Genomic DNA, 12,030 nt, shown 5'->3' on the forward strand with positions numbered 1-12,030 from the left:
TTTACCAAAAGTCCATATGAAAAGTGGGATCTTGATGGGGATATGCCCGTCCCTTGAACGGCAGTGCAGGCTCATGCCGGGCTAGTCGGGTGTCTGGTTGCTCTAAACAACAAGGGCCACCCCTGTGGGTGGCCCTGAACAATCTGCGTCTGTTGTTATGGCTATCAGGCGGTCTGGGCGGCCAGCTCGGCGGCTTTCAGTTCGCGCTTGATGCGGCGGATCTTGCGCTCCTCGGCGACCGCGACACAACCCATCAGTACCAGACAGGCGGCGGCTGCGATATCCAGCGCCGCGAAGGTGCCGGTCCAGCCGGTCAGACCGAAGATGGGGGTGCCATCGGCGATCATGCCCAGACCCAGTTTGGCGAAGCTGTCACCGATGAGGTAGGCAAAGGTACCCTTGACGCCATCGGCCACGCTTATGCCCTGCTTGGGCACGAAGCCCACGGCGGCGACGCCGATCAGCAGTTGCGGGCCAAACACCAGGAAGCCCAGGGTGAACAGGGAACCCAGGAACATAAACTGGGTGGTCGCATGCTGGTAGAGACCCAGAGTCGCGATGATCAGCGCCAGTGCCACACAGGCAACCAGACCACGACGGCCGTTGGCCAGATCGGAGAGGTAACCCCACATCAGGGTGCCGACCAGTGCGCCCACTTCGAAGAAGGTAAAGCCCTGAATAGCCACGTCTTTGGAGAAGCCCAGCTCCTGGTGTGCATAGACGGTGGACCACTGGTCGATACCGATACGCACCACGTAGAGGAAGATGTTGGCAAAGCAGAGCAGCCAGATCACCTTGTTCAGCAGCACGTACTTCACGAAGATCTGCCACTTGGTCAGCTGCTGCTCTTCGGTGGCGATATCCTCTTCGCTCGCCACTTCGTCAAACAGCTCTTCCACCTTGCCAAGGCCATAGGCTTCCGGCGAATCGCTACCAAAGCGCAGGCCGATAAAACCGACGATCAGCGCGATGATGGAGGGGAAGATAAACATGCCGAGCACGTTGCCATCAAACAGGTAGTTGGCACCGAACAGTGCCACACCGGCCGCACCGGCACCGCCCACGTTGTGAGAGAGGTTCCACATACCCAGATAGGTGCCGCGCTTGTTGCGAGGGGTCCACTTGGTGATGGTGGAGTAGCTGCAGGAACCGCCACAGCTCTGGAAGAAACCGCTCAGGGCGTAGAAGAAGATCATGAAGTAGAGGCTGAAACCGGTGCCGCCCATGCTGGCACTGAAGCCCAGCATGCAGAGCGCGGAGAGGATCAGCATCAGCGGCAGGAACTGCTTGGTGTTCTTGCCGTCGGCATAGTAGGAGACGATGGTCTTGCCCACCCCGTAGGTGATGGAGAAGCCAAGGCCGATCATGCCAAGCTCGGTCATGGAGAGACCGTACTCCTGGATCATGTCATTTTGCGCAATGTTGAAGTTCTTGCGGATCAGGTACATGGTCAAATAGCCAATAAATACAACCAGATAAGATTGCATAAACGGCTTGAACCAGAGCTTGCGCCGGGCTTCGACCGGCAGGTCCAGGGTGGGGACCCGGACCTGTTGGAGCAATTTCAACATCTTCGTTCATCCTCTGCGAGATAGACGGTATTTCCGCCGTGCCCCTCATTTGTAGATAGGTTGTTCGAGGTCACGCCACGGAAGGGGGAACGGAACGTCGGGGCTGTCAGCCGTTGCTGCGCTCGACGCTCCATCCATATAAACCCGGGCCCGGCACGGGATAACGGGGCATATTGCCCGTCGCGGTGCGGGTCACGACATCAGGTGGGGTGACTCTAATAAGAGGGGCAAAAAATGGCTTGAGAGCCATCCCTAGTGGGGCTAGGAAATTTTCCTAGTTTTTGCGCTTTCGCGGACAAAGCGTGAGAAACATCACACCGCTGACGCCGGATTGCTGCCATTTCAGCCAGTTTGGCGCTCTGTGTGAGTGCTGGGCTGAGGAGGGGAGAGGCCAGAAGGGAGCCACAGGGAAAGGCAAGGAGAGAGGTGAAGGGAGAGACGAGGAAGAGTGCTTGTTGACCACCATTTCTCGGGGGGCGATTTTGGGAAATACGGCCCGCCAGCTATCCACAAAAAACAAGAGGCCACCCCGTGGGGTGGCCTCTTTTATGGTTTAGGTGCCTCGATGGTGAGGGGGGACTCAGGCCGCCTTGGCCAGAGTTACCTCATCACTCTTTTTGACCCGCAGTTTTTTCAGGGCAACCGCCACCACACCGGTGACGATGGCACCGCAGATCATGCAGAGCAGGGCCAGCAGCGGCTTGTTGACGGCACCCAGCAGGGCCACGATGGGGCCACCGTGGGCAACGCTGTTGGTGATGCCAAACAGGAAGGCCATCACAGCTGCGGTCATGCTGCCCAGAATGTTGGCCGGGATAACGGCCAGCGGGTCACGGGCGGCGAATGGAATCGCCCCTTCGGAGATACCCACCAGACCCATGGCACCGGCGGCTTTGCCCGCTTCGATTTCAGAAGCATCGAAGATTCCCAGCTTGCGACCCAGCACGGTCGCCAGCGACATGCCAAGGGGCGCAGCCGGGATGGCGCAAGCCATGGCACCCATAAACTGGGTCTGACCGGAGGCAATCATGCCGACGGAGAAGAGGAAGGCCACCTTGTTGACCGGGCCACCCATATCAAAGCCCGCCATACCACCCAGCACGATACCCAGCAGCACCAGACTACCACCGCTCATGGAGAGCAGCATGGCGTTGAGGCCGGTCATCATGTCGGCAATGGGAGCGCCGATGATGAAGATGAATACCGCAGCGATAAACAGGGAACCTACGATAGGGGCGATCAGGATCGGCACTAGCGGTTGCACCATCTTGTGGTACTGACGGGTGGCAATCCAACGCACCAGATAGCCGACCAGGAGGCCCGCGATGATGGCACCGATAAAGCCGGTACCTGCGTCAGCGCCGTAGAAGCTGCCGTTGTTGGCGATCCAGCCACCGATAAAGCCCGGTGCCAGCGCCGGACGATCACCGATGGCGTAGGCGATATAACCCGCCAGAATGGGGATCATCAGGGTGAAGGCGGCCACGCCCACGTTGAGGATCTGGTTCCACATGCTCCCTTCCGGGATCTGCATGCCGCTCGGAGTCGGGTTGCCGCCGATGGCCAGTGACAGGGCGATAAGCAGACCACCGGTCACCACGAACGGGATCATGTGCGATACGCCGTTCATCAGGTAGCGATAGAGATCGGAACTGCCGCCCGCGCTCTTCTCTTCACCCTTTTTATCTTCTTTGCCAGCCACATAGGCGGGGGCTTTCAGGGCTTGTTCGATCAGACCCTTGCCATCCTTGATGGGGGCTTTGACGCCGGTCTTGATCAGCGGCTTGCTAGCGAAGCGCGCCATGTCCACCTGCTTGTCACAGGCGACCACGATGGCGCTGGCGCGAGCGATCTCGTCCGCGGTCGGGCTGTTCTTGACGCCGATGGAGCCGTTGGTCTCCACCTTCACCTCATAACCCAGCTCCTTGGCGGCGCGCTCCAGCGACTCGGCAGCCAGATAGGTGTGGGCGATACCGGCCGGGCAGCCGGTGACACCGATGATAAAGCCCTTGCTGGTGGTCGGGGCCGCGCTCTGCTCCTCTTTCTTGGCCAGCAGCAGCGCCAGCGCATCGGCCGGAGTTTTCGCCGCCAGCAGTTTGGCGATAAAGCCCTCTTCGATCAGCTTGCCGGAGAGCTCGGCCAGCACCTCGATATGGTGGTTGGCGCCGCCATCGGGGGAGGCGATCATAAAGAAAATATGGGACGGCTTGCCATCTTCGGCGCCGTACTCGATGCCGTTGCGGCTGATGCCGATGGCGACCGCCGGGTTGCAGACCGCCGCACTCTTGGCGTGGGGCAGGGCTACGCCCTCTTCAAAGCCGGTGTTGCCCAGCTCTTCGCGGGCCCACAGATCCTTGATAAAGGCCTGCTCGTCGCTGACCTTGCCTTGCGACGCCAGCAGGCGGGCCATCTCGGTGAAGACCTCTTCCTTACGCGTCGCTTTCAAATCGAGGTTGATCAGATGTTCATTGATCAAGGTGGTTATCATGGCGCTCTCCCCGCTCCGTTGCCGGAGCCTGTTGGCATGCCGCCCTTGCAGGTTGGCATGCAGACAAAATTGACCCGACTATTATCGCGCCGAGGGAGAGGTCACCCTATCGGACAAATGTGCGAATAACTGGATTTTTGTGCGCCATCACTTTGAGTGTGACCCTGATCGCAAAGCTGAACAGCTGCTGAAATGGGGGCGGATTGAATCACTCATATTTTTATTGATGATTAAAATCAATTAGTTGTGTTTGTGAGTGGTTCAGCGCTTTGGCCGTGTGGTGAGTTTGTACGCAGTGAATGGGAGCGCTCTTTCTATAAATTTGTGAGGTGAAAAACAGCGGCGGGATGTGAGCCAACGCACAGAAATGGCCCCGCTGGCGGGAAGCAAGGGGTAGGCGCAGGGGAGTCGTGAGCAGAGCAAGCTGGAGAAATGAGTTGGGCCATAGGTGCCAGAGAGCTCACTACTACGGGCAAGAAAAACCACAGCTATAGACGCACCGTAGGGTGCAATGAACAAAGTGAATTGCACCGCTTGTTTCGGCAGGGAGGGTGGTGGCAAGAGAGGGGATGGCCGAAAAGATAGAGGTGATAACGCGAACGTTCGAATACGCTCCGCTATTCGAACCTACGGGCTCCTGCCACGAGAGCAAATCCATATGAAAATCCTGCCGGATAAATTCCGGGATCAGGCCGATGCGCGCGGTAATAGGCAGATAGGATATAAATTTTTTGAAAAACAGATTGTCAGGTTTTGGCGTCTGTTTGTGTTGGGTAATTATATAGAATTTTGTTTTCTAGTTCAGGACCAATATTTTGCTTCCATAAATTCAGCCCCTACCCACCCTGTCTGTAGATGGAGGCTGACTGTTGAATACAGGTATAGGATATAAAAGAGTCTTTTTAAGTAACAATCCAATGATATGTCGTGGTGTAAAAAGAATGAGTTTTATCGTTATAAGTAAAAGACTCTTCAGACCACATGTCACGCTTCACCTTGTTGCCAAAAGCATCGTTTTCGGTGACGTATTTTACATCATCAAGTAAATTGTTATAAACAAAGGATGATATACCTATTTTTCCGTGGAGTTGATCTCCAATTTTGACCGACTTATTAACGGCATTACCTATCCAAACGAGATCTCTGTTGTTTATGCCGGAGATGCCGACTTTTGCACATAGAATCTTTCCATCATCGATACCAATTCCAAAGTCAACGGTAGAATATTTTTCCATTTTCTTTTTAACGACAGAATCTGATGAAGCAAGCATCCACTTCATTTTCATTGCAGCTTTCACCGCATTGCTTAAACTCTGTTTAGTTGTTCCTTGGAAAAAAACTAACATTCCATCACCGTTAAAACTTCTAACTTCACCTCCTAAGCTCTTGGCGATCGTTACAATCGTATGAAAGTACGCTTTATGTAATTTAGCTACAGTAGTTTTGTTATGATTATTCAGAACTTTCGTTGAGCCTCTCATATCAATGAATAAGGTTGTGGCTTCAAATCGTAACCCCTTGTTACCAAATGTTAGGCTTGTATTATCGATATCAGGCACATAAGTAATATCGGTGACCTCAAATTCATCATCAATTATATTTTTAACCTTCTCATCGATACCTGATTTCATTATCTACACCTCCATATTAACAACAACACTCCCAAAGGAGATATAAGTGCTGCAACAGTAAATAAAATTGCGACTTTGAAAAACTCATATTTTTTGCATGCAATTGTAGAATTAATTATTATCTGCTTTGCTAGATCTTTTTGATATCCTGAAAAATCACAAGCGGTGATGTTTAATCGGCTAGACAGCTTTTTAAGAAAGTTTATCGGTGTATATTTTGAAATGTCTTGGAAGTACAACAAATTGTCGGTCTCTTTTACTGAATGTAGTTTACTTTCCCAAGGCATTGATAATGATGGGACAACTGACAATAAACATATAATCATAGAGATGAGGCATAGAGTCATTGACATGTAACTGTAGTATTCAATTGACTTAGGTATATCAGAATCTTTAATTGTCTCTGTCATTCCAAAAATTAAAGCTCCGTTTCCTGCAATTAAAGTTGCTGATTTAGCCTCTGCGTATTTTAACCAATCATTGATATTTGCAAATATATCTTTTAATTTTTCATCCATATCATCAACTCTTCATGGAAACGACGATTAACTTAAATTTTAATTGTCCGCATTCTTTATACTGAAAGGTAAATAGTAGATTCTTGTTTCAAAAAATGACGCCTAATTTTCATCACTACATCTCTTTTTAATTCTGGTATGTCCATTTGTTAAATATTCCTGAAAGTTCCACGCTACCGCACGTGGATTACAGCCTCCAGCCTGCTGCGGTTATCCGGCGATGTGGTGGATGGCGAAACGGCTGCACAGGGTTATCTCTGCAAGAGTGGTTGCCAAGTGGGGCATATTAATCGAGAGAGGGGCAGGGTAAAACCGCAGTCGGGCAAAAACCTGCCAAAGATCAATAAATTGCTTATTAAGTGGCTGCTATTCGCCCACTTGGGACAGTGACCACAGACAGAGCTTCACCTCATGCCGGATACAACCGCCACTCAATACTCCAGAAACTTCTCCCCGCAGCGTTCGCAGATCAGATGTTTTACATGGGTGGCCTGATAGGCGAGGGTCTGGCCGAATACCGCATTGGTCAGGCTGCTGGAGCGAAAGGCTTGCCAGAAGGCTTTGTGCGGATCCTTGGGCATGATGTCCTGGCTGTGATCGCGGGCGACCAGCACCACGAGATGGCGGGTACGCTCGCCACATTTGTCACAGTGATGGATTTCACTCGGCGGATTCTGGTCGTGCGGGTTGCTCATAAATGGGCTCGTGAAGAGAGTGGACGCCCATCATATTCCTCTCCACTTGGCTCTCAATCTCTCCTTGCCGGCGCAGTGAGCAGGCTCACATTTTGCGCCCCCTCTTTGTTATTTGCCCGCGCGCCGCAGCCGTGTGCTTCTGGCCGATGCCCGCTTCTGCGGTTTGCTGGTGAGCGGTGATGATATGGCGGTTGGGGGTGAGCTCGGGTTGCTGCAGATGGGTCAGCCTTGCCAACTCAAGCCGACTCCCGCTTTTGCAGATTGGGGGTGATGATATGGCGGTTGGGGGCGAGTTCGGGCTGCTGCATCCGGGTCAGCAGCCGCCTTGCCGCCTGACGGCCGATTTCGCGGGCCGGTGAGCTGACGAAAGTGAGGGCGGGGGAGGTGAGTTCGGCCTCTGCCACATCGTCAAAACCGAGCAGGGCTACCTGCTGGCCGATGTAGTTGTCCTTGCCCACGGTGCGGCCGCTCGCCTCGACGCCATAGATGGCGCCGAGTGCCACCTCGGGGTAGTGGCAGAGCACGGCGGTCACCTTGGGGTGCTGGTGCAGCAGCTGGGTGATGGTGTCGGCAGCGCTGCGCTGGGTGCGCTCGCACTCCAGTACCCACTCCGGTTTGAAGGGCAGGCCATATTGCAGCAGGCTGGCGCAGTAGCCGCCGATCCGCTCGGCACGGGTGAGGGAGTCGGCTCGCCCGCCGACGTAGGCGATATGGCGGTGGCCCTGCTCGATAAGGTAGGTGGTGGCCTGCTTGGCGGCGTGGGTGTTGTCGGGGCCGATAAAATCCACGTCATCCCGATAGTAGGAACGGGCGGCGCACACCACCGGCAGTTCGGAATCGAGCAGGGTCTCCAGCGTCTTGGCCGCCGCGCCGCGCACCGGATTGAAAATGATGCCCGCCACCCCCTGCCGTGACAGGGAGTGGATGCTCTGCTGCAGCCGCTCCGGGCTGTGGCCGCACTGGGTCAGAAACAGCAGATAGCCCTGCTGCTCCAGCACCTCGCTCACCCCGGCGGTCACCTCGGTATAGAAGGGGTCGGTGATGTCGCGCAGGATCAGCCCCACCAGATTGGACTGCTGGCTGCGCAGGTTGGCGGCGGCGCTGTTGGGCACGTAGTCGAGCTCTTTTATCGCCTGCTGCACCCGCTCGGCGGTGGCCGGGGAGATGCGCCCCTTGCCGTTGAGCACCATGGAGACGGTGGTGACCGACACACCCGCCCGCTGGGCGACATCAGTGATCTTGGTGGCTTTGGCAGAGAGGGATTTGGGCGACATAGGGTGAACGGACGATGGCATGTTGAGAGCGAGGCCCCAGCATACCTGCTTGGGTTGCCAAGTGAAACGTTACATCACCATTGGGCTGATCCGGCTCACAGATTTGGATCCTTCTGCCAGCCTGCCCCCTTATTCTGTGATCCTGTCGGCACTTGTAAGTTGATAAAACGTTTTATCATCCGGCAAAACCTGATGCTGACCCGCGCCTTTGTTTAGAGATTGCTTCGAGATTGCCTCGAGCGGGGGAGGGCAGCCGCAGATATTGCTGTCTATTCACAAGGAGCCGTTTCATGGCCAAGCCTCAAGCCAAATCCACCATCTGGGAGTTCCTGCAGAGCCTCGGCAAGACCTTTATGTTGCCGGTCGCCCTGCTGGCCTTCTCGGGCATCCTGCTCGGTGTCGGCAGCTCGCTCACCAGCGATGCGGTCAAGCAGAGCATGCCCTTCCTCGACAATACCGTGCTGCAACTGCTGTTCCTCTGGATGACCAAGGTAGGGCTGGTGGCTTTTATCTACCTGCCGGTGATGTTTGCGGTGGCTATTCCGCTCGGGCTGGCGCGAGAAGAGAAGGGGGTCGCGGCCTTTGCCGGTTTCGTCGGCTATGCGGCGCTCAACCTCTCCATCAACTTCTACCTCACCGTGGCTAACGTCATCGGTGACGCGGCGGCGGAGAAGGCCTACGGGGTGAAATCGATCCTCGGCATCAGCTCCATCGACACCGGGATTCTGGGGGCCATCATCGTCGGGGTGATCGTCGCGAAGCTCCACGCCCGTTTCTACACCTACAAGATGCCCGATGCGCTCGCCTTCTTCGGCGGTGCCCGCTTCGTGCCAATCATCACCGCGCTGGTGCTGGGTGTGGTCGGCTTGGTCGTGCCATTTGTCTGGCCCTGGTTTGCCGCCGGTATCAACGGCATCGGGGCGCTCATCTCCCACGCCGGTCCCTTCGGCCCCTTCCTGTTTGGTACCGGTGAGCGTCTGCTGCTGCCGCTCGGCCTGCACCACATTCTGGTGGCGCTGATCCGCTTTACCGAAGCGGGCGGCACCCAGCTGGTATGCGGTCACGAGGTGAGCGGCGCCCTCAATATCTTCTACGCCGAGCTCTCCTGCGCCGACACCACCGGCTTCTCGGTCTCTGCCACCTCCTTCCTCTCGCAGGGCAAGATGCCTGCCTTCCTCGGCGGCCTGCCGGGCGCGGCACTCGCCATGTATCACTGCGCCCGCCCGGAAAATCGCGGCAAGATCAAGGCGCTGCTGGTCTCCGGCGTGGTGGCCTGCGTCATCGGCGGCATCACAGAGCCACTGGAGTTCCTGTTCCTGTTCGTGGCGCCGGTGCTCTACGTTATTCACGCCATCCTGACGGGGCTGGGCTTCATGACCATGGGGCTGCTCGGCGTCACCATCGGCAACACCGACGGCAACCTCATCGATTTTCTGGTGTTCGGCGTGCTGCAAGGCACCGCCACCAAGTGGTATCTGGTGCCGGTCGCGGCCGCCATCTGGTTTGCCATCTACTACAGCGTGTTCCGCTTCGCCATCGTGCGCTTTAACCTGAAAACGCCGGGTCGCGAAATCGAGACCAGCGAGGCTGCCCAGCCCGCAGGCAAGAAGGCTGGCAACAGCGGTTACAACGGTGAAATCATCCTCAACGCCCTGGGCGGCGCCGATAACATTCTGGCGCTCGATAACTGCATCACCCGCCTGCGGATGTCGGTGCAGGACATGAGCCGGGTCGATGACAAGGTATTGAAAGCAAACGGCGCCATCGGGGTGATCAAGCTCGACGAGCACAACCTGCAGGTGGTGATCGGCCCGCAGGTGCATCTGGTGAAAAACCAGCTGCAGAGCCTGATGGGGGCCTGAACCGGCCAATAAGATCCGAACGGGGGGCGCAAGCCCCCCTTGTTTGCCTCTCCCAATATGTCTCCTGTTTATGGAGGGAGAAACTTCATGCACGATATTTATGATTTCGACCGCGTGGTCGACCGCCACGGCACCTACTGCACCCAGTGGGACTATGTAGCCGACCGTTTTGGCCATGCCGATCTGCTCCCCTTTACCATCTCCGACATGGATTTCGAGACCGCCCCCTGCATTCGCCAGACCCTGGCAGCCCGCCTTGAGCACGGGGTATTTGGCTACAGCCGCTGGAATCACGACGACTTCAAGGGGGCGGTAAGCAACTGGTTTGCCAGCCGTTACGGGGCAACCCTCGACCCGGATACGCTGGTCTACGGCCCCTCGGTCATTTATGTGATTGCCCAGCTGGTGAGCCTCTGGTCGGCTCCGGGCGAAGGGGTGCTGGTGCACACCCCCGCCTACGACGCCTTCGGCAATATGCTGGCCGCCAACGACCGGGTGCTGCTGCCCTGTCCGCTCAAAAAATCAGAGGGGAGTTACCAGATCGACTGGGCCTGCTTCGAGCAACAGGCAGCCCGCCCCGATTGCCGGATTTTGCTGCTCTGCAGCCCCCACAACCCCACCGGCCGGGTCTGGACGCGGGATGAACTCGGCCGGATGGCCGCCATCTGCCAGCGTCACGGGGTCAAGGTCATCTCGGACGACATCCATATGGATGTGAGCTTTGCCCGCTATCTGCCGTGGAGCGAGGTGGCGCCGGACGATGGCTGGGCGCTGGTGAGTTCGGGCTCGAAATCCTTCAATATTCCCGCCCTTGGCGGCGCCTACGCCTTTATCGCCAACGCAGAAGCGCGGGCCGCCTATCTGCAGCGGCTCAAGGCGGCCCATGGCCTCTCATCGCCGCCCATTCTCGGGGTGCTAGCCCATATCAGCGCCTATCGGGACGGCGCTGCCTGGCTCGATGCGCTCAAATCCTACCTGCACGGCAATCTCGCCCATGTGGCGGCGCGGCTCAACGCGGTTTTCCCCGCCATCGACTATCGGGTGCCCGAGGGAACCTATCTCGCCTGGATTGACCTGCGCGGCCTTGGCATCGACTCCACCGAACGGATGGATGCGCTGCAAACCTTGCTGGTGGAGAAATACCGGGTCGCCATCATGCGCGGTGACACCTATGGCCCGGAAGGCACAGGCTATATCCGCCTCAATGTCGGCTGCCCGCGCTCGAAAGTAGATCAAGGACTCGACGCCCTGATCGGTGCGCTGGGGGAGGTGGTGTAGAGCAAATCCATTCAACATGAGAAACATAACGGGGCCATCAGTGATGGCCCCGTTATGTGGGGAAATATAAAAAACCGCCCCGGATATCCGGGGCGGTTTTTATTTGGTGATACCGAGATGAGTCGTGGACGACACAAGGGCTCAGCGATAGCGGCCACGTACCGAGCTGCTGGCGCGGCCGGCCATCTTGATCAGGCTCTGGCGGGTGTGCAGGTGGCAGAGCGCGACGCCGAGGGCATCTGCCGCATCCGCCTGCGGGGTGGCGGAGAGTTTCAGCAGATGGGTAACCATATGCTGCACCTGCTCCTTGGCGGCGCCACCGGTGCCGACTACCGCCTGCTTGATCTGGGTGGCGGAGTACTCGCTCACCGGCAGGTAGGCATTGACTGCTGCGACGATGGCGCTGCCCCGGGCCTGTCCCAGTTTCAGGGCCGAGTCGGCGTTGCGGGCCATAAAGACCCGCTCGATGGCAAATTCGGTGGGTTTGAACTGGGTGATGATCTCGCATACCCCGTCATAGACCTGCTTGAGGCGCTCCGGCAGCTCGCCGCAATCGGTGCGGATGCAGCCAGAGCCAAGATATTCGGCCTTGCCGCCCACGACCCGGATAACCCCGTAGCCGGTGATCCGCGAACCCGGATCGATGCCCAAAATAATGCTCATGGGTGTTGATTGCTCTAAACGCGAGTGATGGCCGCCAAGATAGCAAACTG

At 56.7% G+C, this 12,030-nt stretch carries 9 protein-coding genes; 2 read left to right on the top strand and 7 right to left on the bottom strand.

The window, feature by feature from the left end:
* Positions 1 to 164 precede the first annotated feature (164 nt).
* The 6 genes from uhpT to ACB040_RS06740 all read right to left on the bottom strand — a co-directional run bounded on the left by uhpT (position 165) and on the right by ACB040_RS06740 (position 8,177).
* Positions 165 to 1,571 carry a hexose-6-phosphate:phosphate antiporter gene (uhpT, locus tag ACB040_RS06715; RefSeq protein ID WP_005353611.1) on the bottom strand — a complete coding sequence of 469 codons (1,407 nt, stop codon included), beginning with the start codon at positions 1,569 to 1,571 and terminating at the stop codon, positions 165 to 167.
* Between the two features lie 580 nt (positions 1,572 to 2,151).
* Positions 2,152 to 4,059 carry a fructose-specific PTS transporter subunit EIIC gene (locus tag ACB040_RS06720; protein WP_371153708.1) on the bottom strand — a complete coding sequence of 636 codons (1,908 nt, stop codon included), beginning with the start codon at positions 4,057 to 4,059 and terminating at the stop codon, positions 2,152 to 2,154.
* A gap of 902 nt (positions 4,060 to 4,961) precedes the next feature.
* Positions 4,962 to 5,690, bottom strand: a complete 729-nt coding sequence (locus tag ACB040_RS06725) for an adenylate/guanylate cyclase domain-containing protein (protein WP_201986596.1) — start codon at positions 5,688 to 5,690, stop codon at positions 4,962 to 4,964.
* A complete protein-coding gene (locus ACB040_RS06730) occupies positions 5,690 to 6,208 on the bottom strand; it encodes a Pycsar system effector family protein (RefSeq protein ID WP_201986594.1) in 519 nt (172 codons plus the stop codon). The genes ACB040_RS06725 and ACB040_RS06730 overlap by 1 nt, the downstream gene beginning before the upstream one ends.
* A gap of 431 nt (positions 6,209 to 6,639) precedes the next feature.
* Entirely contained in the window at positions 6,640 to 6,903 is a 264-nt protein-coding gene (locus ACB040_RS06735; RefSeq protein ID WP_201986593.1) for a hypothetical protein, read from the bottom strand.
* A 236-nt stretch (positions 6,904 to 7,139) separates the two neighbouring features.
* Positions 7,140 to 8,177 (bottom strand): Mal regulon transcriptional regulator MalI, encoded by a 1,038-nt coding sequence (locus tag ACB040_RS06740; RefSeq protein WP_139708798.1) that lies wholly within the window; start codon positions 8,175 to 8,177, stop codon positions 7,140 to 7,142.
* Between the two features lie 290 nt (positions 8,178 to 8,467).
* Between ACB040_RS06740 and malX the strand changes: the two genes are divergently transcribed.
* Positions 8,468 to 10,039, top strand: coding sequence for a maltose/glucose-specific PTS transporter subunit IIBC (gene malX, locus ACB040_RS06745; protein ID WP_065017917.1), 1,572 nt, complete (start codon positions 8,468 to 8,470; stop codon positions 10,037 to 10,039).
* An 87-nt stretch (positions 10,040 to 10,126) separates the two neighbouring features.
* Positions 10,127 to 11,317 carry a MalY/PatB family protein gene (locus ACB040_RS06750; RefSeq protein WP_371153712.1) on the top strand — a complete coding sequence of 397 codons (1,191 nt, stop codon included), beginning with the start codon at positions 10,127 to 10,129 and terminating at the stop codon, positions 11,315 to 11,317.
* Positions 11,318 to 11,458: 141 nt separating this feature from the next.
* On the opposite strand, the gene ruvC is transcribed toward ACB040_RS06750, so the two are convergent.
* Positions 11,459 to 11,980 (bottom strand): crossover junction endodeoxyribonuclease RuvC, encoded by a 522-nt coding sequence (ruvC, locus tag ACB040_RS06755; RefSeq protein ID WP_005334512.1) that lies wholly within the window; start codon positions 11,978 to 11,980, stop codon positions 11,459 to 11,461.
* Positions 11,981 to 12,030: the final 50 nt, after the last annotated feature.

This window comes from Aeromonas sp. S11(2024) (assembly GCF_041402345.1).
Lineage (GTDB): Bacteria > Pseudomonadota > Gammaproteobacteria > Enterobacterales > Aeromonadaceae > Aeromonas > Aeromonas veronii.

Coding starts and splice junctions, on each gene's coding strand:
- ACB040_RS06725 (WP_201986596.1), bottom strand. CDS start 5,690: ATGAAATCAGGTATCGATGAGAAGGTTAAAAATATAATTGATGATGAA.
- ACB040_RS06730 (WP_201986594.1), bottom strand. CDS start 6,208: ATGGATGAAAAATTAAAAGATATATTTGCAAATATCAATGATTGGTTA.
- ACB040_RS06750 (WP_371153712.1), top strand. CDS start 10,127: ATGCACGATATTTATGATTTCGACCGCGTGGTCGACCGCCACGGCACC.
- ACB040_RS06735 (WP_201986593.1), bottom strand. CDS start 6,903: ATGAGCAACCCGCACGACCAGAATCCGCCGAGTGAAATCCATCACTGT.
- malX (WP_065017917.1), top strand. CDS start 8,468: ATGGCCAAGCCTCAAGCCAAATCCACCATCTGGGAGTTCCTGCAGAGC.
- ruvC (WP_005334512.1), bottom strand. CDS start 11,980: ATGAGCATTATTTTGGGCATCGATCCGGGTTCGCGGATCACCGGCTAC.
- ACB040_RS06720 (WP_371153708.1), bottom strand. CDS start 4,059: ATGATAACCACCTTGATCAATGAACATCTGATCAACCTCGATTTGAAA.
- uhpT (WP_005353611.1), bottom strand. CDS start 1,571: ATGTTGAAATTGCTCCAACAGGTCCGGGTCCCCACCCTGGACCTGCCG.
- ACB040_RS06740 (WP_139708798.1), bottom strand. CDS start 8,177: ATGTCGCCCAAATCCCTCTCTGCCAAAGCCACCAAGATCACTGATGTC.